This is a genomic window from Methanocorpusculum vombati (assembly GCF_026891935.1).
Lineage (GTDB): Archaea > Halobacteriota > Methanomicrobia > Methanomicrobiales > Methanocorpusculaceae > Methanocorpusculum > Methanocorpusculum vombati.
On the sequence record NZ_JAPTGC010000007.1, the window covers coordinates 1 to 24,397 of the forward strand.

Consider the following 24,397-nt stretch of genomic DNA (forward strand, 5'->3'; position numbering starts at 1 on the left):
CCATCCTGCCCGCTCGCTGCTCAACCCGCAAACAATTTTCAAAAAAATTCCCGAAAAAAACTGACGAACTTTTTTCGTGGCATCCCACACTCAATTAGTTCCCTGTTCCTGAAAAAAATTTCCGAAAAACTGACGACCTCTTGTCATGGCATCACAATTCTGTGTGTTGGGAGGGAAATCAAATACCGATTCCATTTTTCATCGGGGAACTGGATACATCAGTATCAGAAACATTTCCGTGCTTACTCCAAGAAACATTCTGCGGGGATTTCAACCATGATGGTGTGTCACGTACCTGGCGTGTGGACAATTCCCTGAAAAAGAAAATTCCTGCTCTATAATACGATCATAAAGAGAAAATAAGATGAGATTGTATTGCTCTTTGGCATTCATCCATTTTTTAATAAGAGCAGATCACTTTTCTCCTCAGGGATGACTCGTAAAATCTACGATCATCCGGGAGATAATCGTTTCCTGATATTACCCTTTATATCAATATCATATGTTGCTTTGGCAAGCGGAGTGCCAATAGCATCCTTCACAGTGAGAGTCATCACCCATCCATTCAAGATCCACTGGAAAGGAATGTCAACATCCCGATAAGATACAGTTATATATTTTTCACTGTATCTAAGAGAAGTGGAAACCGGTATCTCATTCTTGTCGTGATTGTCTCTATTGTATACAATAGAATTCACATTAATCTCCACATGAGATGCACCAGGTACTTTATTCATAAGATCTAAATTAAACTTAACTTCAAAGTAGATATTGAGGAAATCTATAGATTCAGCCTTCTCTGGCACCGTGACATATGTACTGATATCTTCGGTATCAGTCAGCGTCCCGTTCACATAGATAGTACCCTTATACTCTACCGATTCCCCATTAGCATTTTGAATCACTGCATCTGACGGCACAATATCCTTCCCCTTCAACGTTAACGTCACTGAAGAGATTTTGTCCCCCTGTACAAGATCTGCTGACCTTATCCCCTTCTGAATTTTCCACTCGGTGTTTTTAATGTTCTTGACGAAATCATCTTTTGTCATCACCTGATCCTTCGCCGTTATCGTCAGCGTCCCCCGAACCACAACCGGCTCTTGTGTCCCCACTACCGTCGGCCTCTCCGGATACACCGCACTCCCCAGAGAAAACCCGGTCGCCTGCACATTCACCAGCGACTGATATACCGTCTGCACCGTCCCGTCCGCGAACGTCCCGATCAGCGTCAGCAGCACCTCGCCGGGGATCGTACTCTCAAGCTTCCGCTCCTCCGGCAGACCCACCTTCGGGTTTTCAATCGGAGATGATATCTGCCCACCCCCCTCAAGCCTTCCCTGGATCTTTGTCAGTTCCGCAGCATCCGCCCCGCCGGTCAGCACAACTGAGAAATTATTTGTCCCGGAAACTGGTGTTACGCGGATGTCCACCGTCTTCTGATCCCCGTAGCCCTCAGAAATATTGATCACCACGACCGCCGCAACCGCAATAACCGTCACCGTCAGCACGACGAGCAGGATAGTTGCGATGATCGGCGAGACCGCAGCATCACGCGGGGAAGAAGAGGATGTCATTGGAAATACATAGGGGGTCGGGAAATATAATGGTGATGGGAATATCCTGCCGTGAAAAAATCATCGGCGTTTTTTTTTATCTCTCTGAAAAAACCCCTGACCCTTCCAAACCCTAATACCTCATCCACGCCAAATACTAACCACTATGACCAATAAGCCGACAGTCGTCACCTGTGGTCTTCCCTATACCAACGGTCTGTGCCACCTTGGCCACCTGAGGACCTACATACCCGGCGACTTCTATGTCCGCTACCTGCGGCGGCTTGGCGATGACATCGTCTTCATCTGCGGTTCCGACAACCACGGAACCCCCATCGTCGTCACCGCCGAAGCCGAGCACACCACCCCGCGTGCCGTCTCCGAATACTACCATGCACACTTCGACGAAGTCTTCAAAGAAATGGGAATCCGGTTCGACCGGTTCGGCATGACCGACGACCCGGCGAACCACCGCCGGACCGCCTCCATCATCAAAACCCTGATCGAAAAAGGCTACATCTACGAAAAAACCATCCAGCAGAGCTACTGCCCCAACTGCAAACGCTTCCTCCCCGACCGCTACGTCGAAGGAACCTGCCCCTACTGCGGCAAACACGCACGCGGTGACGAATGCGACCAGGGCTGCGGCAGACACCTGGAACCCGGAGAAATCCTCGACCCCGTCTGTGCCACCTGCGGAACCAAAGCCGAACTCCGCGAACAGAAACACTACTACTTCAAACTCAGCGAATTCCGCGACTACCTCCTTGCCTACCTCCCGACCCTCGGCGGAACCATCAACGCCCGGAACTACGCCATCGGCTGGGTTGAAAACGAACTCAAAGACTGGTGCATCACCCGGATGATGGACTGGGGCGTCGCATTCCCCGGCAAAGACGCAGAAGGCCTTGTCACCTACGTCTGGGTGGACGCCCCGATCGGCTACATCGCCTTCACCGAAGAATGGGCCAAAGCCGCAGGCAGCAGCTGGCAGAAATACTGGTGCGACGGCGACCGCGTACACTTCATCGGCTCTGACATCATCTACCACCACTGCGTATTCTGGCCCGCAATGCTCCACGGCGCAGGCTACCAGCCCCCGTCCGCCGTCGTCGCAAGCGGCATGGTCACCATCGACGGCCAGAAATTCTCCAAATCGCGCGGCTACGTAGTCTGGACCAAAGAAGACTACCTCGACAAAGGCCTCCCGGCAGACTACCTGCGCTACTACCTGCTCGCCTACACCAGCCACACCCGCGAACTCGACTTCTCCTGGAAAGAGTTCCAGGCCCGCATCAACAACGAACTCGTCAACACCTTCGGCAACTTTGCCAACCGCAGCATGACCCTCGTCTGGACAAAACTCGGCGGCGTCCCCGAAGTTGCCGCAGAACAGGAGATCTTCGACGAAATCGCAAAGACCCTGCACTCCGTCGAAGCATCGGTGAGATCCTTTGAGTTCAAAGCCGCAGTCGACGGCATCCTGCTTCTCGCAGGCTACGGCAACAGCTACATCTCCAACGCCGCCCCCTGGAAACTGATCAAGGAAGACCCTGCCAAAGCAGCCCAGGTCCTGAAGAACTGCCTGCAGATCGTCAAAGCCTGCGCCCTCCTCCTCCAGCCGGCAATGCCCGAATCTGCCCAGAAACTCTGGGGAATGCTCGGTTACACGGACAAGATCGAAGACCACTCGATACAGGACGCACTCGTCCCCTTCGAAAACACAACACTCGGCGAAGTAAAACCGCTGTTTGCCAGAATCGAAGACAAACAGCGCGAAGAACTTGAAGCAACCCTGGCAAAACGCGCCATCGAAGCACAAAATAAAGCTGCAGGAAAAACTACCATGGAAGCAGAAATTGATCCATTCTTAGAAGACATAGTAACAATCGACGACGTAACAAAACTGGACCTCCGCGTAGGTCTCGTCGTAAAAGCAGAAAAAGTCCCCAAGACCGAAAAACTTCTGCGGTTACAGGTGGACGTCGGCAAAGAAGTCCGTCAGATCATCTCCAGTATTGCACTGGACTACACGCCCGAAGAAATGGTCGGCAAAAAAATTGTCGTCATCGTCAACCTCAAACCCGCAAAATTCCGGGGCGAAGAAAGCAACGGCATGCTGTTCGCCGCAGGTGAACCCGCCTCACTCCTGATCCCGCTGCGGGACGTCGCGCCGGGAACAAGAGTCCACTAAAATTTTTTGTGGCATCACACCACTAAATTTTTCTTCTTTTTTCTGTGTGTTCCGTGTATCCTCCAGGTAACAGCCACACAAAAAACGAACCCGCCGGCATTTTCCGGAAAAAAACGCATGCGGCAAAAAAGAGTTAGATCAGACCGGACAGATCCATCTCAAACGCCGCGACCGGATGTTCAAGACCGAACGCCGTCAGCACATCGGGACTGATCTCCCCAAACACCCCGACCTTCTTTCCCGCAACATACACATCACCGCGTCTGCCGTCAAGGAACGCCGGATCTTCCGACTCCCGGACCTCATACGACAGAGCCGCCATCCGGCAGAACGCATCGACAACCGCATAAACCTCGGAAAAGTCAGCCGCCGTGTGGATGGAAGCCGCCGCCATCTTCGGATACGTCACCAGATTCTCCACCACATCACCGCAGGCAAAAATTCTCTGCGGCAGCTCGCGTGACCGGTTAATGGACAGCGACTCCATCAGCATCGGCAGAATATCCGTCCGGATAATTGTCTGATCCTCACTGATCGGATGCAGCACATGAAGCGCCGCAGGATTCTCCGGACGGTGCATCATCGCATACGACACCTTCTCACTCGTCAGCGTAAACGGTGTATTCTCAATATAGGACATACCGACCATAATTCCGCGCACAAGATGATACACCTCCTGCACAGGATGCGGCTTACCGACCGTAAACGTCGGCGGCAGGCCTGCCGGAATCTTATCATAGCCGTAGGCGATTGCCACATCCTCATAGATATCATGATCATGCATAATATCTGCACGATAACAGGGAATCGTCACGCGGACCCGATCCGCATCCAGAACCTCCGCGCCGAACCGCATACGCTCAAGAAGGGCCTTCATCTCCTCCGCGGTGATCGCAATGCCCACCAGGGCATTGCATGCCGCAACTGAAACAATCCGCTCTGTCGGGGCAAGTGTCGGCGTAACCGTACCGTCTACATTCACTGACTCAATCGTAGCTCCCATCTCCGTCATTGCCGTACAGATAATGTTGACCGCAACCATCACCGCGCGCGGCTCAATACCGGTAACATCCAGCAGAATATTTCTCGTATCCTCCGTAACCCGGGTAAGCTCCCCGTTGATGATCGGCGGGAACGAACAGACTCGTCCCTTCGCATCATGAATCAGCGGGAACAGCGGCAAATCTTCAACGATCTTTGCATATGCCTTTCCCTTCGGATGCTCCGCAAGAATCTGATCCATCGTCATCGGAACATCATAATCCAGCGGGACAAACGTCGTTGACCGCTCGGCTGCCACATAAGAGAACGGTCCCTCAATCTTATCGAGATCATGTACCCCGATTGCAACCTTCTTGCGTCCGCGCCCGACCGCCCAGTGCAGCGACTCCTGAAGACCCATCAGGGACTCAATCATCGCATTGTCCATACGCACATTACGAATAACCGCAGACCCAAGATACGGACGAATATTGGTAAGTTTTGGATCAACGGTGAACGAGATCCCGGACGGTTTTACCGTATAGGTCGGAAGACCCGTCTCAATGCCGAGATATCCCCGCATCGCCCGCGCCGTTCCCTCCGCACTGTAGAGATCGGGACGGTTCGGGAAGAACTGCACATCCGTCTGATCCTCCTCCTCGCGTTCAACCTCGGACCCCATCATCGGCAGATTATCCCGGATCGTCGTGATGTCCGTCTTCGTCAGCCGTTCCAGATACGCATTATTGAGTTTTACCACCGGCATAATCACACCCTCCTGACCGGAGTTGCACGAATCCAGTCAATATCACTGCGGTACAGCTGGCGGAGATCTTTTAATCCCATCCGCAGCATCGAAACACGGGACACACCCAGTCCCCAGGCAAGAACCGGACAGTCAATGCCCCACGGAGCGGTAACCTCCTTGCGGAACACGCCGGCACCGCCGAGTTCTACCCAGCCGAGTCCGTCAACCCAGACCTCCGGCTCCACCGACGGTTCGGTGTACGGGAAATACCCGGGCCGGAACCGCACCGACTCAAAGCCCATTCTGCCGAAGAACTCCTTGAAAAATCCGAGCAGATGACCAAACGTCAGATCTTTGTCCATCACGATTCCCTCCAGCTGCTCAAACTCCGGCAGGTGGGTCGGATCGATCGTCTCCCGGCGGTACACCCGGGAGATGGAGAACGCCTTCACCGGCGGATTCGGATTCTTTGCCAGATGCTGAATGGACAGTGAGGTACTGTGCGTCCGCAGAACACACTTGCGTGCAATCTCCGGACTCCACTCACCGCCCCATCCGGTTGACCCCGTGTCACCGCCGGTCATATGGATATCCCGGATCTTCTCCCATCCCTTTGGCAGATCAATCTCCTCTGCAAGATGGAACGTATCCTGCATCTCGCGGGCAGGGTGGTCCTGCGGCTGATAGAGGGAATCAAAGTTCCAGAACGCATTCTGCACAATCGATCCGTGGAACTCCGTAAATCCCATCTCGAACAGCAGTGCGCGAATCTCATCAAGGATCTGCTGGTTCGGGTGCACCCGTCCGCCGTAGATCTTCTTCGGCAGTTTGTCCACGCTGTAACGGCGCAGCGGCAGACTCTTCCACTCGCCGGACAGAATCTGTTCGCGGGAAAGCGTTCCGACCTCCTCGCGGAGGTCAAGACCCGCCGCGGCAACATCCGCACCCGCAGGCGTGAGGGAGATCGTCCACGACACGGTCTCTGTGATCTCGGCGAGACCGCGTTTCACCAGCTCTTTGCATCCCGCAGTTCCTGCAACAGGATTTTTCAGTGCAGCTTCATCCTCGCCCTCCGGCACATTTTCCGCAGCTGTGACGATCCCCTTGTCGATGACAATCCAGTTCTTCTTGCGCAGCCAGCCGATTGCAATCTTCGATAACGGATGCTTTGTCAGCTCCCCCATCGGAGTAGGTCCCTGAATACTTGCAAGAACCTGCCGTTCGGGAAGACCGGCTGCCGCATACTTCTTTCCTTCCTCGGTCAGAACCGCAGTCTCTGCAACACTCTTCTCCAGTACTGCAAGACCGCGGTCGGCGCAGAGATGCGCCCACTGCACCACGGCCTCCGCCGGGGCATGTAATTTCTCCGCAAGTGCCGCAGCATCCGCAGACTTCATCTCCGCAAGACTTGCAAGCACACGCTTTTCATTTATTGTCAGATCCATAGTTACCACTCCGCCATATGCGCAACCTCGTCGCGCTTCTCCTTGAACTCCCGCAGGAAGGTCCTGACCCGCTCAAGCGTCTCCTTCTTACAGGTTCCGCACATCAGCTCTCCCGCCCTGCAGGCGCGGCACATCTCCGCAAGCTCTGCGTCATCATCCTGCATGTGGAATCTGTTCAGCTGATAGATCGAACACTTCTCCGGCTCGCCGCCGAGCTTCTTCTGTTCCTCAAGCGTCTGTCGTCCGCCGGTAAGTGCCCCCATAATCTTCTTTTTGACATCCTTGTCAGGATCATCAAACCAGACCAGACTATCCGGAACACTCGACGACATCTTGCCGCCCTGCAGTCCCTGTAAGAAACTGTGGTAGGTTGCCGACGGCAGCAGGAACCCGAAACCGCCGAACTCACGCTCAACCTCCCGCACAACCGCATCGACCTCCTCAGCAGTATGTCCGGCGGGCAGATCGATATGTCCCTCATACTTCTTTGCACCGCCAAACCGCTTTGCCACCGCGTCGAGTGCCCCTTCCGGCGCATTCTTGACACGGATACTGATATGGGTACCGCGATCCTCCACCAGAAACATCCGGAGTGCGTTCGTAATATCACGCGTCAGCCGGATGTGCGGGTCCTGATCAATTCCTACCGGTACAACGGTCGGTGCTGTTCCTGCGATCAGCTGGGGATAGAGAATATCTGCAACCTGCATCGAAACCGAGACCGCATGGGCAAGTTCCGTCTCCGGTCCGAACCCGTAAATTGCGGAAAGCTCCGAGAAGTTCACCTTCGTCGCCGCCTCGAATGCGAGATCCTTTAACGCATTGTTGCGGCGCTGGGAATATATCTCACCGGAAAATCCGAGCGCATACAGACACTCCATATACTCGCGGGCGTACCGGTCGCACGCCTCCCAGGACAGACCGCGGACCGCATGCGCCTCGCGGTCTGCCATGGAAATGAATCCTTTTCCTCCCTGCTGAATGTGCCAGACAACCTCCTTCATGACCATCAGGTGACCAAAGTGGGGATGACCGCTCGGCATAAAACCTGTCAGCACATGGAACGGTTTCTTCTGGGCAATCGCATCCGCCACCGCATCATACCCGCGATGACCAGCGACAATATCGCGGCGGATAAACACCGGCTGGTCAGCTATCTTTTCCTTGACCGGTGCAAACGGTTCAATACCAAAATCGGCAATCAGCCGGTTAATATCCATTTTGGGAGTACTGGACCAGGGATTAATCTGTTCTGCCATAAATCTCACAATCGGTTATGTTATAGTTTCATACGGGCAAATTCGATGAAGGTGACATCCGCCTTATCCATACAGGCAAAGAGCATCTTCTTTTTCACACTGTGGGCGAGCCGGACCGACCGGGAAATAACACTCATCGGCATGGAATGTTCCTGTCCGCAGGCATGCACCAGCATCTCGGAATGTTTTCCCTCTTCGGTGTACACACGGAAATGATGACCGTACTTGTAGCCGGTCCGGGGTGACCACCCGATGCCGCGGAAGTACCGGTACACGGTCATCTTGTCCGCGAACTCCGGATCATATGCTGCCGCGTGTGCCTCGTACTCCTCTGCGGTCATCTCCGGAGTGAGCGAGAGATTCCCGGACTCCAGCAGCCAGCAGACCTCTACCGGTGCCAGAAACAGCCGGGTTGCATCCAGCATCGTACCATACCAGCTGTCCTTGAGTGTTTTGGTGATACCGGTCCCGTCCTCCGCAACATAGGCAGGCGTCCCTGCTAAGATTGCCGAAATATCCGGCAGGCTCTCTGTCTCTGCCGAGGGAGAAACTGCCCCCTCTTTTGCAGCGGGGCGGGTAATCCGTATCTCGTAATAGGTCAGTTCGTGTTCATCATCAACCACGGCAAGCAGGAACTGCTTGCGCATGTTTGCCGCGGTCTGTGCCTCGCGGAGAACAACCGAGAGATCCACCATATCGCGTTCCGACAAGACACGGAGCAGATACTTTGACTGCCCGTGTCCCGGCCGCTGACCGCGGGGGAAGACCCGGAAATCCTGGGGTCCTGTGGTGATAACAAACCCGCGTTCGCGGATATCACGATAGACCGTGAATTTGCGGAGAAATCCGGGTGATACAGCACTTTCGGCAAGAAGAGAGTCAAAGGACCAGTCGTCGATCTGAATCTTTCCGCGCGCTATAAGGTAGAGGGCTTCCACGACGGCAAGCCGGAGGTTTCCGGTTTTTTCCACGCGGCCGTAACCGTTCTGCTCGTAGAAAACCTTTGCCTCCGGCGGTGCCAGAACCTGTGTGCCATCGAATTGTGCCTTCACGCGGGTATAGGTTTGTTTTATGGAATCATTAAAGGGGTGTCTTCTTCCCGGTGGCCGCCACAAACATACTAATACCCTAACGTAAAACATACTATACATGATTCGATATGCAAAAGCAGTTCTCGTTCTACTGCTGACGGCAGTCATCTGCTGCGGAGGAGCCTCCGCGGGCACCGTTGAGAATCTCAACGTGACCTATCAGCTTGGCGGGACCTATATTAATGCAGAAGCTGTTGCACCTGCAGACGGCGGAGGTTTCTTCCTCGGCATGGCCAACAGCTCCGGTGCCGTTCTGCTGAAAACCGATGCTGCGGGAAAGGAAATATGGCGGTCATCCCTCCCCGGTGACGACGTTCGGACCCTCATTGCTCTTGATGACGGGGGAGCAGTTCTCACTACGATCGTTAGAACCGTTGACGGTTCTGAAGAGACCGGCTACACCTTTGGCGGGGACACCTATCTTGTCCGCACTGACAAAAGCGGCAGCATCCTCTGGCAGCAGAAATTACCCGGGATCGGTGCAGGAGACATTGCCGTCTCCGGAAACGTGATCCACTTTGCCGGATGGTTCTGGGAAAGCAACACCGGATTTACCCAGACATATCTGCTCTCAACCGGTGCTCCGGGCAACGACCAGATCCGTCTCGGCAACGAGACTGTATCCATGATTCCGCTTGCGATGCTTCTTGAGGATGACGGCACGCTCGTTCTTACCGGTGGAACCACCTCCTATCTTACCGAGGAAAGCGCCTATGCCTGGATTGCAAAAGTCAGAGGCGGCGTTGTCCAGAGCCAGAGCATTATCCGGACCGGCAGCGCTGATCCGATGTACGGTGCAGGTGCATGCGGATACGCCATCACCCGTGCACAGGACGGAGGCTACCTCGTGGTCGGTTCCAACCCGCCGTTCGGCGTAACCTGGGCCGGCGGTCTCGGCTGGGCAGCGCACATCACGGATACCCTTACCAACGCCTGGGTCAATGAACTTCCCGGATGCTACGTTCCCTACGCCGTTGTTCAGTTCGGCGACGGGTACCTCATTGCCGGAATGGACGGTTATGACGACCCGGTCTGGCTGACGCTTTCGGTCGGCGGTGCAATCACTGAACTTGAAAAAATATCCCAGAATGGCAAACGCGCCATGTTTAATGATATCGCATCCATCTCCGCAGGCTCCGCCGCACTCGTCGGCTGGGTCATGATGGACAGTTCTGCCGAAGGCATTCTTCTCACGCTTTCCGATACCGGAACCCCGACGGCAGTGCCGACCGGTTCTGCCGGAACGGAATGGGCAGGCATGTGGATTGCGGGTGCCGCGGTGATAATCCTTATTCTTGCCGGAGCAGCGTACTTCCTTCTGATCCGAAAACCCGAACCCGAACCGGTGAAAAAGAACTCCGCAAAAAAAGGCGGAAAGAAAAACTGACTTAAAATCTTTTTTTAGTATGATACCGGGCGGGGCGGAATCTTTATCGGCTCCATCTGATAGCCTTTCGGCACCTCGATCTCAAAACAGCAGGCAGGATACCCCTGCGTCATGCACTCCACCTCCTCCACATGCACCGGCTGCTTAAAGTATGCCGAAAAAATCGCTGTCAGAACTCCGCGTGAAATAACACAGCAGCCGCGTTCCGTCTTCGGCAGCACCATGCACTCATAACATTTGTAAATCTCCAGCCGCAGCGGAGAGGTGGTACGGATGCGCATATCCCCAAGCCCGTACCGTACCCAGAACTTGATCACATTCTCAATCGTCTTTTCCAGTGTCTCTGCAACCAGATACACCGAGACCGATTCACCCAGCATCTCGCCTCCCCGCAGCATGATTGGATCGATTCTGATCCCTGCCTCAATCAGCGCCACCTGAATAATATGGGGAATAATCTGGCGGTAGTCAACATTGTCGTACTTGATATAGCACTGGCGGATCAGTTCACGGAACTCATTGTTTCCGGTCTGACGGCACGGCTGAATATCAGCAAGATGTGACGCAGTCAGATAATACATCTTTTTGCGGGCATCTCCCGGAACCGCCCGGGACGCAATAAGTCCGGACTCAATCAGAGAGTTGACATGTACCGACACCGTTGACTTGGACAGACCGGTGTACTCCATAATCCGGGAAAAAGAGACCTCGCCCTCATCACGGATAAGAAACAGGATACTGTTTCTGACCGGACTGCTTATCGCTGTGACCGTACCGTCACTGGAGAACAGTCTGAGATGCTGGGCATTATCTATATCTGACATAGTATTTTTCACGGCTATTCGCGTTTGTTTTTTCGAAAAACCTAATTGGGATATCATTTGCCGCGAACAGATAAGAATGTTCGTGATGGTGCAAAGAAAGTACTGGTGAACTACCGGAAAAAAAGATTAGTTGAAGGGATGGACCGCCGCGTTCTTCTTTGCTAGAACCTCATCCACCTTCGGCTCACCGGTAATGGCACGCTTGATTGCAAGCTTTGTTGCCTCATAGTTCCAGTCATGCACCTTCTTCTTGTCTGCCGCATCCCACTCGATGAAAACGGATGCAATGATCAGCAGATCCTCGGCCTTCTCTTTGGGAATAACTCCCTCCTCAACCGAATCCATAACTGCCATTGCAACCGCATGCTGTGCGGGGCCGAACATCATTACTGCCTGGCCTGCGTTTTTCATGGTAACTTTATTGACCATTAGTGTTACCGGTTTTGGCGGCAGATTCGGAGTGACCACCGCAAGAAGCGGCGTATGTCCTTTCTGCGGAGAAGCAAGCGCACTTACGAAGGCCTGTTCTACGGAACTTCCCTTTGGTCCGATCACCAGATCGATGTGGGCAACTTCCGCACCCTCACCGACCAGTGCTTCTCCAAACATTACGCGGGTAAACGGAGAGATTGCTCCTCCGACCGCATTGTCAACGCTTTGTAAAAATCCCATATTGGTACCTCGCGGGCTGATGTCAGATCCGTTCCGGGTCTGCTCATCTGTTCATATGGTGATGACGGCTTAAATATTTGCTCTTCGGGGATACGAAACTGCTTGACACCACTTCCACCCTTTATAATCGGATGTCATCGCATCACAAACGAAATTTCACAAAAAAACAGCATTTATCTGTAAAATTTAGTATGTCAATTGAACTAAATGTACCTGGTACAAAAGTGCCGCAATCTAATAGGTATTAAATATCAAGAACAAATATGTGAGTAACCACCAGACACTGCGGCTTTGTATCCTGCTGCTGTCCGGGATGGGGAAATTACCATGTTAAAAGCAGTAAAAATTAAGAACGGCGTCTACTGGGTAGGAGCCATTGACTGGAACATTCGTGACTACCACGGCTACACACTTCCGGGAACCACCTACAACGCATACCTCGTCATCGGCGACAAGGTTGCACTGATTGACGGAACCTATCCCGGACACGAGTGGCAGCTGATTGAACGTATTGAATCTGTTCTCCCGCTGGAAAAGATCGACTACATCGTTGCAAACCACATCGAGATCGACCACTCCGGTTCCCTCCCGCTTCTTTCCAAGAAGCTTCCAAATGTCCCGATCTACATGACCGAGATCGCAAAGAAAGGATTTGCACGCCACTATGACACGAGCGCATGGAACATCCACACCATCAAGAACCTTGAGAATCTCCCGCTCGGCGGCGGCAAGACTCTCACGTTCCTTGAGGCACCGTTCCTCCACTGGCCCGACTCCATGTTTACCTATCTCGGTGAAGACAAAATCCTCTTCCCGAACGATGCATTCGGCCAGCACGTTGCATCCAGTGAGCGTTTCGACGACGAACTCGGCATTGATGTCGCCATGGAACACGCAGCAAAGTTCGTGGCAAACCTGATCGTCCCGCTTTCTCCGAAGGTTCTCAAGAAACTCGGTGAAGTCACCGAACTCGGTGTCCCGATCGAAATGATCGCACCGTCGCACGGTATCATCTGGAGAAGCCACGCAGCAGACATCATCAACGCCTACGTCAACTGGGCCAACGGTGTATCCAAAAACAAGATCACCATCGTCTACGACACGATGCACTACTCAACCGGCATTGCAGCCCAGTACATTGCCGAGGGAGCAATCTCCGAAGGTGTTGAGGTCAAGGTTGATCTCCTCAAAGACGGACGCTATGAGGGTGTCCACAGATCCGATGTCGTCCGCGACATTCTCGACTCAAAAGCGGTCATCGTCGGTTCTCCCACCCTTGAAGACTATCCGCTGCCGACGGTTGCAGGATTCCTGTACTATCTGATGGGAATCAGACCGGGCAAACAGACCCAGAAGAAGATCGGATTTGCCTTCGGATCCAACGGCGGCAAGGGCGGAGCGCCCAAAGTCATCACCGAACTTCTGGAGAAAGCAGGCATTCAGATCTGGCACGACCCAGTCGAGTTCACCTACCGTCCGGACCAGACAGACAAGGAAAAGTTCTTCAAACTCGGTCAGGAAATCGCAAAAGAGATCAAAAAGATGCCGTAAGCCAGGGAATCCGTTCCCGCATCTTCTTTTTTTACGCTTATTGCGGCAGATTCTCCCTCCGGAAAACAACCCTTACCACAGACCTGAAAAGAGAACAATTGGATTTTCGTAGGTGTGAGACAGAACTCCCCTCTTCCCCGCAACTACAATAGTATTCTCTACGTATTCCGTTATCAATCTTGCGGACAAACGGGAGCTGTACCTGAATTTATCTCCTGATAATCGCAGTTCTTCGGAGATCACATTTCCGGCCCGCAGGCATGCGTCCTGTGTTTTCCGTGAGAGGCACGGAAATCAGGGCAGCAGTCCACCACAACATTTTTTCTCTTCCCTCTCCCAACACTATACCACTTATGATAGGAACCATACTCATGATCATTGTCGCCATCGCAATCGCGGCAATTCTCTTCTTCTTCCTCAGGAACGGACTTAAACTCCTCATCAACGCCGTGTGCGGAGTTGTCATCCTCTTCATCGTCTCGTACTTCAACCTCGCTCCCATCGGAGACCTCTCCGTTGCCCAGGTCATCGTCTGCGCCGTCGGCGGAATACTCGGCGCCGCACTCCTCATCATCCTCGCATTCTTTGGAATCGTCATCTAAAATCTTTTTTTTTGCAGCCATTTCCCCGGGTGGATCCAAGGAATAGTCCTGATACCTGTGTATTCCGTCTTCCGTATACTTGAATAGACGGAACGCATACCTTCAGCACATCGGTTGGCCTGTTGTGTCGTTTCGTAATCTTTGATCCCAGAATAAGAGACTTTTCAGATTTTTGGAATTAACCCCGGGTTCGGCACTTCATTTTCAAACCCGCATCACAGAACCATGTAATGCGGATACTGTCACCACTGCCGTACGGAAAAAAATCAGGAATGGCAGGCAGCTTCCTGATGCTCCTGCTTTTTCGGGCAGCACTCCCCTTCACAGACTCCGCCCGCAAACGGGCAGATCGACATGGAAAAATCTGCCATCGGATGCCCCTTGCTCTTGATCTCAAACTCCTTGTACCAGCCGAATGCAGCGCGTTTCGTATCAATACCATCCTCAGCAAGCCGCGTCTGGATGGACCGTAAAATCCACTGGGAAATCCCCGGACAACCAAGATCGGATGCAAGATGCGCATACGGAAACAGCATCACCCGTTTTGCCTTCAGCCGTCCGAGCCGTACAAGAATACTCTCCACGGTTGCAGTGACCGTCGCCTCAGGACTTATCTCATCAGACTTTTCCACACAGCAGAAAAGCAGAACGCAGTCCGTCATCTCATCCTCGGGGACCGGTTCCGGTTCTGCCATCTTTGTTTTCTTCGTAATCTTATACCAGACGCGATCCGCGTGAATGCCAAGTATCTTCATCGTTTGTACCTCTCCGTTTGTTCCCTTTCGTCAGTTCCTCTCCGCCATATTCGAGAGCTGCTCACTGGTGAGCATCCCGACAACCCGGCCGCTCTCCACGACCGGAAGCGCCGAGATGTGATGCTGATCCAAAATCCGCGCCGCCTCCCGCAGTGTGTCCGCAGCAGACACGCAGATAACATCGCGCGTCATAATTTCCGCGAGCATGAGATGCTCGCCCGCAACCGCCTTTGCAATATCCCAGGACGTCACAATCCCCTCAAGCGTACCGTCTGGATGCAGTACCGGCAGATGATTGACCTCACGCTCAATCATCGCCTGCGCCGTCGCACGAATTGTAGCGCAGCTGCATATGGCGGGAGGATCCCGGATCATAATATCGGCAACGGTAAGTGGTGTCAGGAACCTTCCGATGAGATAATTCATCTGATCATCCTCAAGAAGGAACCCGTCGTGACCGTATCCGGACATCACCTCGGTGTACTGCACATCCTTTCCGGTGCTGTTTAATGCCAGCACAATCTCCTCCGAAAGATACGGCGGATACAGCCAGTCGGTGGACACCGACAGAATCAGAAACTTCGCATCGGCATTGGCAAACCCTTCACTGAGCGATCCGTTTCTGGTCAGATCATAGTAATCAATGGCTTTGGTGATGTAGAGATAGGAATTCGGATCAAACCGCTGCACAAAACTGCTCCCCTGATGCTTCAGATAGCTTTCCACACTGAACTCGGTCTCAAACCCGTATCCATACTCGGTCTTCTCCTGCAGGGTGCGCCCGAACTTCTTGTGCATCGACTGATCCGACAGATACGTAATGTGGGCGATCATCCGCGCAAGCGACAGACCATGATCGGGGCGCTCGTTTGCCGGATAGCGTCCGCCTTTCCACGCAGGATCGGTCATGATTGCCGCCCGGCCCACCGCACCAAAGGCAATGTGCATCGGGGTTGAATACCCCGCAGCCGCAATTGCAACAACCCGGCGGGCAAATCCGGGGAACGTCACGCTCCAGGTCAGTGCCTGCATTCCGCCCATTGATCCGCCGACAACCGCATAGAGCTCGGTAATCCCGCGCTCGATCAGAAACTGGTGCTGCGCTGCAACCATATCTCGGATGGTTACCACCGGAAAATCCGTACCGTACGGTGCACCGGTCTCCGGATTTATCGAGGCCGGGCCGGTGGAACCTTTGCACCCGCCAATCACATTCGTTGCAATGATACAGTAGCGATCGGTATCAAGCGCTTTTCCGGGACCGATGATACCGTCCCACCATCCCGGATGCTTATCACCTCTGTGCATGCCTGCCGCATGGGCATCTCCTGAAAGTGCATGACAGACGAGAATCGTATTTCCAAGAGACGGGGATGCACCGTACTGCTCGTAGGCAATTGTCACTCCGTGCAGGACAGCCCCGGACTCAAGATGCAGGGGGGCGGCAAGCCGGTGATACTGGGTTGTCGTGTCGCCGACGGAACCTCTCATCACCACTCCTCCCTCCGGGGGATAGTAGTATTCATTGATCGCATTCTGGAAAAACCTCACTCCGAAACACTGCACGTCGTCTCGCGTTCACTGTCCCGTAAATTCACACTGTGATTATTGGGCGGAGGAATGTTTAAAGTATTGTTTTTTGGCAGAACACCTGTGAACAGGGGTTCTGGGTTTTCTCCAGGCACAACCAAAACTCCATCCGGAAAAAGCCGTAAGGAGACCTTTGCAAAAAGCAACTCTTTGAAAAAAAGAAAAAATGGAATCGGTTTAGAAATCCGTCATCACACGGAACTGATCGATCTCTTCGGAGTCAAGCTCTGCAAGGAAGGACTCAGCCGCATTCTTGATATCTTTGCTTGCCGTAATAGCGCGTCCGACCACCACAACATCCGCACCTGCGGCGATTGCCTTCTTGACAACCGGCACGCGGATACCACCGGCGGTTGCAACCAGAATCTTTGCATTGTACTTTGCGGCAACCGCCTTGATCTTCTTGATGTCGCCCCAGCTGTACTCACCGCTTGCCTCCTTATCGATTGCGCGGTGCATCTCCACATACTGCGGAAGAAGCGCAGCGCCGCCCATCTTTGCAAGGTTCTCGATCAGTTTTGCCGGCTCTGCCACATTCAGCATATCGATGATCGCATAGATACCGCACTTCTTTGCTTCCTTAATGAATGCTGCAATCGTCTCAACCGGTGCAAGACCGGAGACCACTGCTGCATCGCCGCCGGCGTTGGAAACCATACGTGCCTCCAGGTTGCCGGTATCCAGCGTCTTTAAATCTGCAACAATGAAACAGTTCGGGCGGATCTTGCGGATCTCACCAATAACGTGTAAACCGAACTGTTTGATGAGCGGCGTTCCCGCCTCAAAGATGACATGATCATTCTGCGGAACCTCACGCAGCACACGCTCCACCTGTTTCATATCAACCAGATCCATCGCGACCTGCAGATACGGCGGGTTCCAGAGCCGCTGAACCTTGAATCCCATAACACCATGGGCTGCCCGGTCCTTCTCCTTGAGAACGGTTGCCGTGTCTGGGAACTTGTCAAGCGCACGGGAAAGTGCAAGGCGGGTTGCTCCGTAGTTGAAGCGGTAGAGCTTGTTGAAGTCCGCTGCCTCCGGAGAGATGAAAACGCTTGCAACAATTACCACATCATCAACATCCATACCGGTAAAAACGCCGTCCTCAAGAGCATCGGCAACCGCCTTGGATACTGCGGCCTGTGCGGGGCCGAAGATCTGGGTTACCTGCTCCGTGTGCTTCAGCGTAACCTTCGGAACAATCAGGACTGCCGGTTTTGGCAGAAGGTTCGGGCGGATAACGCCAAGCAGCGGCGTGTGTCCGGCGGAAAGCTGGGTCAGACCGTTTGCAAAAGCGGTTCCGACCGGTCCCATCTTGTCGCCGATCATAAGATCGATGTGAGCAAGTTCTGCCCCATCGCCAACGAGTGCTTCACCAATCAAAAACATAGAAAATCTCTGCAGTACCGTTGGTCTTGCAAGACTATAAAGACGACGTGGCTTCTCCTCCCTGTCAGGTTACAGCCTGTCCTTTTCTGCCAGCTCTGATAACGTGTTGCCGCAGACGCGGTACACCGTCCAGTCACTCATCGGCTCAGCGCCGAGCGCGAGATAAAAATCGATACTCGGACGGTTCCAGTCCAGACACCACCATTCAAGTCTGCCGCATCCGCGCTCCACTGCAACTGCGGCAAGTCGCGCAAGAAACGCTTTCCCGATTCCGCGTCCGCGGAACTCCGGTCTCACATACAGATCCTCCAAGTATATTCCCGCCCGCCCGAGAAACGTGGAAAAGTTATGGAAGAACAGCGCAAACCCGACTGCCGTTCCGTCACTCTCCCCTATCAGAACCTCTGCCTTTCGTCTGACAAACAGCCATTCATGAAGAAGCTCCTCGGTTGCCACAACCTCATTCTCCATATGTTCATACTCGGCGAGTTCGCGGATAAATCCCAGTATCCGGGGAACATCACCGGGAACTGCAAACCGCAGACACAGCGAATCCATACATAGTATTTGTTCCGGGATTTTTTTAGATATCCCTCAGATAGGCAAACTTCGGGGATATTGCGGCAAGCAGCCGCCACTGCCGGTACATGTGGTCAATGGTAGGGGAAAGACTGGTCTCATACATGGTACGGAGACGTACGGGGTCCGGTTTCTCCCCCGGCTCTGCGGCACGCATAAATGCATCGGCAAATGCACTGCCGCTTACCAAAGCACTGGATATACCCTCACCCAGCGGATTGAGCATATTTGCCGCATCCCCCGCAAGAAATACTCTCCCCTCCCCTTTGTCAACCGGATTTTCCGGTGTTATGCGGGGAAGCAGCCATCGCTCCTCAAACTCAGGAGCGGAAAGCCGTGCATGGTGATTTTCTGCGAGGTACGCGAGAAATTTTTTATGATATCTGCCTGCATCCGGTGCATGATGAACACCGACACCGGTAATGATGTAGTTATCTTTGACCATACACCATGCATCATAATCGGAAAGCTCAGGCTGCAGAAACGTGTGGAAGTATGCAGGATCGAGATCAATTTCCCCTTTGGCATAAACCTGGTAGGTGGTGATACAGTCTCCCGGTTTTTTCCGGAGTTTCCTGCGAACGGTTCCGGCAGGTCCGTCACATCCGGCAAGGACCCTCGCCGACAGTCCGGACGCGGATTTTCCGCCGAGCCGGACTGCAACGTGATCTTTTTTCTCAACAAATCCGATGACCGGTGTTTCTTCAAGAAACACTGCACCGGCATCAGCCGCCTCCAGTACCATCCAGTAGTCAAGGAGGCTGCGCCAGATACTGAGGCAAAGTCCCTCAACCGGGATTTTCATGCCGGTATCGGTAGTCAGGATCATACCTTTGTTCAGATGCGGCTCGGCATACACCGCCCGGGGGATCTTTCCGAACGTATGTTCAAGGATTCCGACGGATTTCTGGATCAGAATGCCGGAACAGGATTTTTGTCTGGGCATCACCGTCTTATCAGCAATCAGAACAGAGTATCCTGAGTCGGCCAGGAGTTTTGCGGTGATGCAGCCGGCAGGTCCTGCTCCCGCGATGACTACATCATACATGTTACTGTCCAGTCTTTGCGCTGAGATCACTGATATCCACTGCAATAACGGCAGTTCTGCCGATGTTGCGGCTGATGTACTCCATCGCCCTGTCATGGAATGCCGGCGAGTATTTCTCCATCAGGGCTTCAAGGGCAGTCTGTTTTTCTGTTGTATCCCCGACAAACCGTGCTGTTCCAAACACCACCACGGATCGGTAGGCCATGTCAAACCGATCGGGAAGAACCTCTGCTGTTGTAACAACTAAAAAGGATACAAGCGGATTTTCGCGCAGATTGTCGATCTTATGTCCTTCCACTGCGGAGTGAAGATACAGGGTGTTTCCCCGCAAAACATAGTTCATAGGAACCGCATAGGGCTGTCCGCCGCTGTCTGCCGTTGCAAGCGTTCCCCAGATACCGTTTTGCAGAATATCCCGTGCATCACTCTCCGGGAGCTGGGATGCTTTCCTCCTCATAGGTCTCATGGGTACGTTGTAGGATGATGAAGTATTAATAATGGACGAAAGTCACAAAAAACACAGTTGTTTTGAAAAATATATCAATACTATGTGTTGGCTACTGTGGTTTACGGTAGAGGAACCGGGCACAGCTATTGATGTGCGAGTGCCCAGAGATAGATCGAAGCAACACTTCCGTACGGGGAATAGCGGCGGCGCAGTTCCTCAAACTCTTTCTTTGAAACCGTCTCCATCCCATACAGCCGCATCATTCCCCGCCGTATCCCAAGATCATGCCAGCTGCAGATGTCCGGATGCTGCAGGGAGTGAAGCATCAGCATCTCGGCAGTCCAGATACCGATCCCCGGCAGCGCAGTAAGCTCTCTGATGATCCGATCCTCATCAGCCTCCCGCAGTTTCCGGGCATCAATCTGCCCTGAAACAAAAGCGAAAGCAATGCCCCGGATGTACCCTGCCTTTCTCCGTGACATACCAAGTGACTGAATCTCCTCTTCGGAGAACCGGGCGATCTGTTCGGGGGTTACGGCCCCGCCGCACCGGTCAACCACCCGGCCATACACCGTCTCGGCTGCTTTGGTGGAAATCTGCTGGGCGATCACACAGTTGACAAGAGCGGTAAAAAGATCCGGCATCAGCGGCCGGTCGGGGTGCCCGAGCCGGTCAATTGCAGCTCCGAGAATTGGATCTGCTGCCTTCAGAGCCTCGGTTTCCATTGTGCCGTAAGGGAAATACTGCATGATTGAGTCAGATATGGACACAGAGGGAATAAGTAGTATTCGGCTCGGAAAAATGCTCCCCGCAACGCCCTGCAAAGGCAAAGATTCATGTAACATTCCTTACTATGTATCTGTAAAGAGGTTACGAGAGGATGGGGTTGAAAAGCTGGGTGGTCCCGCAGGATAAATTCTTTTTTGAACTGTTCGAAGAGCAGGCGGAGATTGTCTGCGAAGCAGCGGATCTTTTAGTAAATATCTTTGCCGACTACACCAATATTCAGGAAAAATACCGGCAGATGAAAGATCTTGAGCACCGGGGCGACGCAATGGCGCACCGGGCATATGACGAACTGAACCGGACGTTCATCACACCAATTGAGCCGGAAGAGATCTCCCGGCTGGTTACCGCTCTTGATGATGTGATCGACTTCATCGACTCGGGAGCCAACATGCTCCTGATCTACGAAATCGAGAAACCCGACACGTTCATGGTTGAGTTTGCCTCGGTGATCCGTCAGGCGGCAGAAGAGATCCGTACCGGCGTTGCCGGTCTCCGCACGCTGAACGATCCCGAAACCATCAAGGGATGCTGCATTGAGATCAACCGCCTGGAAAATCAGGGAGATGACATCCTTTCCAATGCCCTGTACAGTCTGTTCAAGACAAAAGACCCTGTCGAGATCATCAAACTCAAGGACATCTATGAGCACTTTGAGATTGCTACCGACAAATGTGAAGATGTGGCCGATGTGTTTGCCGCAATTCTGATCCGTCACACGTGAGTGCAATGGACGCGAACACGGTTATTATCATCGCAGGCATTGTGATCGCGCTTGCGTTCAACTTTTCCAACGGAAGAAACGACGCATCCAACACGGTGGCAACCGTTATTGCAACGCGGGCGCTTGCACCCCGGACTGCAATTCTGATCGCATCTGTCTGTTGTCTTGCCGGTCCTTTTATCTACTCAACCGCAGTTGCAAAAACTATTGGAAAAGGTATTGTTGATCCCGGTATCTTCACGCCGGTACTTCTTTTTATCGGACTCATCGGTGCAGTGCTGTGGGTGAACGCCTGTTCGCACTACGGCATTCCGGTATCCTCATCACACGCCCTTGTCGGCGGCCTGATGGGGGCGGGTCTTGCCGCGGGAGGAATCTCCGCCGTGTTCTGGCCTGCGCCGGAGCTTGTCGGATGGACCGTTGTCTATCTTGCCTGCGGTGCAGTTCTCGGTGCAGGTATCATGGCAGTTCTTGCAGCAGTCTTCAGGGACTCCCTGAAGTTCTATGCAATCCTCGGGGCAGCGGCCGGGGCAGTTGTGACGATTCCCATCCTGATGATTCTGGATCTGTTCGTCATTAAAGGGCTGCTTGCCATCCTGCTCTTTATCTGTGTCTCGCCGATGCTCGGCCTGATCGTCTCCTACATCTTCACCACCATTTTAACCAAAATCATGGCAAGTGCCAAACACCCGACGAAGATGAACAAATGGTTCCAGCGTGCGCAGATTGTGGGTTCCGGTTTTCAGGCGATGAGTCTTGGCGGCAATGACGCCCAGAACGCAATGGGTATCATCATCGCAATTCTGATCGCCGCAGGATTTGTAACGGCCGATGCAGAACTTCCCATGTGGGTAATTGTACTGTCGGCTCTTGCGATTGCTCTTGGTCTTTTGTCCGGCGGCTGGAAGGTTATCAAAAAGATGGGCACGGGCATTACCCGTATCCGTCCCTATCAGGGATTTTCCGCGTCAATGTCCGGCGGGATGGTATTATCCTTTATGACCATGTTTGGTGTTCCGGTCTCAACAACACACGTTGCAACCGGAACCATCATGGGAACCGGCGTGACGCGGGGAGCCGGTGCGGTGCGGTGGGGAGCAGTCCGCCAGATGGTAACCGCCTGGATCTTAACTATTCCCGCAGCCGCAGCAGTCTCCGGCATCTGTTACCTTGCCGCCCGGCTGGTGTTCGGGTTTTAACCCGAATCCTTTTCCGGAAAGCGGAATCCCGCTTCCCTTCTTTTAAAACATCAGTGAGATCCCGTACACGACACAGCCGATGGCGACAATCATCAGCACAATATACATCAGTCCGGGTTTTGGTATTTCGTCATCCATATTGCTTATCTTTCTCTCATCCAGAGAGTTTATGCGTTACGCCCCCCAATGAGTACTGCAATGATCAATATTCGCAGAGACGTTTGCGGCTACTGTGGGGCATGTGTGTCAGTCTGTCCGCAGGGTTCGCTTGAGTTAATCGACGCGTATCTTACTGTTGATACAGAGACCTGCAAGAACAAATGCAAAATCTGCTCGACCGTCTGTCCTCTCGGGGCTATTGAATGGGTGGAAAAATGAAGGAGGCTTACGACGTTCTGGTTGTTGGAGGAGGTCCGGGAGGAGCTCTTGCGGCAAAGGCAGCAGCCGAGGCAGGTCTTTCGGTCCTGCTGGTTGAAAAACGACCTGCAATCGGTGCCCCGGTCCGCTGTGCGGAGGGTATTGGAAAAGATGCGCTCGCCGAGTTTATCGAAGCAGATCCGAAATGGGTCTCAACCGACATTGAGCGTGCAGTGCTTGTCGGTCCGGACGGCACACGGTTCACCATCGGTGGCGAAGCAGCCGGAGGAAAGGTCGGATATGTTCTGGACCGCAAGATGTTTGACCGTGAACTTGTCTGGCGTGCGGCGGAAGCCGGTGCAGAGATTCAGGTGCATGCACGTGCATCCGCACCGATCATGATCGACGGTAAACTGCAGGGAGCTGTCATTCACCAGCACGGAAAGACCTACGAGGTCCGTGCGAAAGTCGTGATTGCAGCCGACGGTGTTGAGTCGAAGTTTGCAAAGTGGGCCGGAATCGATACAACCGTGCCGCTCTGGGAGCTTGAGACCTGTGCCCAGTATGTCGTCAATGACATCGATATTGATCCGAAAGCAAATGTGTTCTATGTCTCAAACGAGGCATGTCCGTGGGGATACATCTGGATCTTCCCGAAAGGCCCGCGCTGTGCAAACATCGGTATCGGTATTGCCGGAACCAAATCCGGCGAGGGACACCGTGCAAAGGACTATCTTGACCGCTATCTGGCAAAAGAGTTCCCGAACGGAAAAGTCACCGAACTTATTGTGGGTGGCGTCTCCGTCTGCAAGCCGCTTGAGAGTACCGTTGCAGACAACCTGATCATTGTGGGCGATGCTGCACGGCTTTCTGATCCTATCACGGGCGGCGGTATCTACAATGCGATGTACACCGGAAACCTGGCCGGAAATGTTGCGGCAACGGCAATCAAGAACGGCGATACCTCAAAGAATGCCCTGATGATCTATGACAAGACCTGGCGTGAGGGCCCGGTTGGCAAAACGCTTGCTCGTAATTATGCGGTCAAGGAGTCGTTCATCAAGATGGACGACAAGAAACTGAACTCGATTGTTCACTCCATGTCGGATCTCAGTATTGAGGATCTGAGCGTGAAAAAACTGGTGCTTGCAATCTTTAAGGCGAATCCGTGGCTGGCTCTTGAACTGCCGCATCTCCTCAAAGCACTCTAAT

23 protein-coding genes are annotated in these 24,397 nt (G+C 53.3%); 9 read left to right on the forward strand and 14 right to left on the reverse strand.

Translation table 11 applies throughout. The features are described from left to right. The coding region (locus O0S09_RS05900; protein ID WP_268923044.1) for a hypothetical protein at positions 1–318 on the forward strand (318 nt) is incomplete at its 5' end. Between the two features lie 134 nt (positions 319–452). Here the strand turns inward: O0S09_RS05900 and O0S09_RS05905 are convergent. Then, positions 453–1,577, reverse strand: coding sequence for a type IV pilin domain-containing protein (locus O0S09_RS05905; RefSeq protein ID WP_268923045.1), 1,125 nt, complete (start codon positions 1,575–1,577; stop codon positions 453–455). Positions 1,578–1,722: 145 nt separating this feature from the next. Between O0S09_RS05905 and metG the strand changes: the two genes are divergently transcribed. Then, positions 1,723–3,750 carry a methionine--tRNA ligase gene (gene metG, locus O0S09_RS05910; protein ID WP_268923046.1) on the forward strand — a complete coding sequence of 676 codons (2,028 nt, stop codon included), beginning with the start codon at positions 1,723–1,725 and terminating at the stop codon, positions 3,748–3,750. A 133-nt stretch (positions 3,751–3,883) separates the two neighbouring features. Here metG and pheT read toward each other — a convergent pair whose 3' ends face one another. Genes pheT through endA form a run of 4 tightly spaced genes read right to left on the reverse strand, consistent with a single transcriptional unit; the run spans position 3,884 to position 9,235 of the window. Then, positions 3,884–5,497, reverse strand: a complete 1,614-nt coding sequence (gene pheT, locus O0S09_RS05915) for a phenylalanine--tRNA ligase subunit beta (RefSeq protein ID WP_268923047.1) — start codon at positions 5,495–5,497, stop codon at positions 3,884–3,886. A 2-nt stretch (positions 5,498–5,499) separates the two neighbouring features. Further along, the gene (gene pheS / locus O0S09_RS05920) at positions 5,500–6,924 is read right to left on the reverse strand and encodes a phenylalanine--tRNA ligase subunit alpha (protein WP_268923048.1); all 1,425 of its coding nucleotides are present in this window, start codon (positions 6,922–6,924) and stop codon (positions 5,500–5,502) included. Positions 6,925–6,926: 2 nt separating this feature from the next. Continuing rightward, the gene (locus tag O0S09_RS05925; protein WP_268923049.1) at positions 6,927–8,183 is read right to left on the reverse strand and encodes a tryptophan--tRNA ligase; all 1,257 of its coding nucleotides are present in this window, start codon (positions 8,181–8,183) and stop codon (positions 6,927–6,929) included. Between the two features lie 20 nt (positions 8,184–8,203). Then, positions 8,204–9,235 carry a tRNA-intron lyase gene (gene endA / locus O0S09_RS05930; RefSeq protein ID WP_268923050.1) on the reverse strand — a complete coding sequence of 344 codons (1,032 nt, stop codon included), beginning with the start codon at positions 9,233–9,235 and terminating at the stop codon, positions 8,204–8,206. A gap of 97 nt (positions 9,236–9,332) precedes the next feature. Between endA and O0S09_RS05935 the strand changes: the two genes are divergently transcribed. After that, positions 9,333–10,661 carry a hypothetical protein gene (locus O0S09_RS05935; RefSeq protein WP_268923051.1) on the forward strand — a complete coding sequence of 443 codons (1,329 nt, stop codon included), beginning with the start codon at positions 9,333–9,335 and terminating at the stop codon, positions 10,659–10,661. 14 nt (positions 10,662–10,675) lie between these two features. Here the strand turns inward: O0S09_RS05935 and msvR are convergent, their stop codons facing one another. Both msvR and fae read right to left on the reverse strand, forming a co-directional pair. Continuing rightward, positions 10,676–11,485: a transcriptional factor MsvR gene (gene msvR / locus O0S09_RS05940; protein ID WP_268923052.1), complete on the reverse strand. Its 810-nt coding sequence runs from the start codon at positions 11,483–11,485 to the stop codon at positions 10,676–10,678. 126 nt (positions 11,486–11,611) lie between these two features. Then, the gene (gene fae, locus O0S09_RS05945; protein ID WP_277612912.1) at positions 11,612–12,157 is read right to left on the reverse strand and encodes a formaldehyde-activating enzyme; all 546 of its coding nucleotides are present in this window, start codon (positions 12,155–12,157) and stop codon (positions 11,612–11,614) included. A 327-nt stretch (positions 12,158–12,484) separates the two neighbouring features. Here fae and O0S09_RS05950 point away from each other — a divergent pair, with 327 nt between their 5' ends. Both O0S09_RS05950 and O0S09_RS05955 read left to right on the forward strand, forming a co-directional pair. Continuing rightward, a complete protein-coding gene (locus tag O0S09_RS05950; protein WP_268923053.1) occupies positions 12,485–13,708 on the forward strand; it encodes an FprA family A-type flavoprotein in 1,224 nt (407 codons plus the stop codon). Positions 13,709–14,061: 353 nt separating this feature from the next. Next, the gene (locus O0S09_RS05955) at positions 14,062–14,310 is read left to right on the forward strand and encodes a pro-sigmaK processing inhibitor BofA family protein (protein WP_268923054.1); all 249 of its coding nucleotides are present in this window, start codon (positions 14,062–14,064) and stop codon (positions 14,308–14,310) included. A gap of 266 nt (positions 14,311–14,576) precedes the next feature. Here the strand turns inward: O0S09_RS05955 and O0S09_RS05960 are convergent, their stop codons facing one another. From O0S09_RS05960 to O0S09_RS05990, 7 genes are all read right to left on the reverse strand, one after another. Then, positions 14,577–15,065 (reverse strand): threonyl-tRNA synthetase editing domain-containing protein, encoded by a 489-nt coding sequence (locus O0S09_RS05960; RefSeq protein WP_268923055.1) that lies wholly within the window; start codon positions 15,063–15,065, stop codon positions 14,577–14,579. A gap of 30 nt (positions 15,066–15,095) precedes the next feature. Further along, entirely contained in the window at positions 15,096–16,556 is a 1,461-nt protein-coding gene (gene metX, locus O0S09_RS05965) for a homoserine O-acetyltransferase MetX (protein ID WP_277612913.1), read from the reverse strand. A 276-nt stretch (positions 16,557–16,832) separates the two neighbouring features. Continuing rightward, on the reverse strand, positions 16,833–18,044 hold the full coding sequence (locus O0S09_RS05970; RefSeq protein WP_268923056.1) for a bifunctional 5,6,7,8-tetrahydromethanopterin hydro-lyase/3-hexulose-6-phosphate synthase: 1,212 nt from the start codon (positions 18,042–18,044) through the stop codon (positions 16,833–16,835). A 69-nt stretch (positions 18,045–18,113) separates the two neighbouring features. Next, positions 18,114–18,602: a GNAT family N-acetyltransferase gene (locus O0S09_RS05975; protein WP_268923057.1), complete on the reverse strand. Its 489-nt coding sequence runs from the start codon at positions 18,600–18,602 to the stop codon at positions 18,114–18,116. Between the two features lie 25 nt (positions 18,603–18,627). After that, the gene (locus O0S09_RS05980; protein ID WP_268923058.1) at positions 18,628–19,671 is read right to left on the reverse strand and encodes an NAD(P)/FAD-dependent oxidoreductase; all 1,044 of its coding nucleotides are present in this window, start codon (positions 19,669–19,671) and stop codon (positions 18,628–18,630) included. A 1-nt stretch (position 19,672) separates the two neighbouring features. Then, on the reverse strand, positions 19,673–20,128 hold the full coding sequence (locus O0S09_RS05985) for a pyridoxamine 5'-phosphate oxidase family protein (protein ID WP_268923059.1): 456 nt from the start codon (positions 20,126–20,128) through the stop codon (positions 19,673–19,675). 134 nt (positions 20,129–20,262) lie between these two features. Then, positions 20,263–20,868: a DNA-3-methyladenine glycosylase family protein gene (locus O0S09_RS05990; protein WP_268923060.1), complete on the reverse strand. Its 606-nt coding sequence runs from the start codon at positions 20,866–20,868 to the stop codon at positions 20,263–20,265. A gap of 131 nt (positions 20,869–20,999) precedes the next feature. Here O0S09_RS05990 and O0S09_RS05995 point away from each other — a divergent pair, with 131 nt between their 5' ends. The 4 genes from O0S09_RS05995 (at position 21,000) to O0S09_RS06010 (ending at position 24,396) form a co-directional block, all read left to right on the forward strand. Then, complete coding sequence (locus O0S09_RS05995) at positions 21,000–21,629, forward strand: DUF47 domain-containing protein (RefSeq protein ID WP_268923062.1); 630 nt, start codon at positions 21,000–21,002, stop codon at positions 21,627–21,629. 5 nt (positions 21,630–21,634) lie between these two features. Continuing rightward, a complete protein-coding gene (locus tag O0S09_RS06000) occupies positions 21,635–22,828 on the forward strand; it encodes an inorganic phosphate transporter (protein WP_268923063.1) in 1,194 nt (397 codons plus the stop codon). 198 nt (positions 22,829–23,026) lie between these two features. After that, positions 23,027–23,206, forward strand: coding sequence for a 4Fe-4S binding protein (locus O0S09_RS06005; RefSeq protein ID WP_268923064.1), 180 nt, complete (start codon positions 23,027–23,029; stop codon positions 23,204–23,206). Then, a complete protein-coding gene (locus O0S09_RS06010; RefSeq protein ID WP_268923065.1) occupies positions 23,203–24,396 on the forward strand; it encodes an NAD(P)/FAD-dependent oxidoreductase in 1,194 nt (397 codons plus the stop codon). The genes O0S09_RS06005 and O0S09_RS06010 overlap by 4 nt, the downstream gene beginning before the upstream one ends. The last annotated feature ends 1 nt before the right edge of the window (position 24,397 follow it).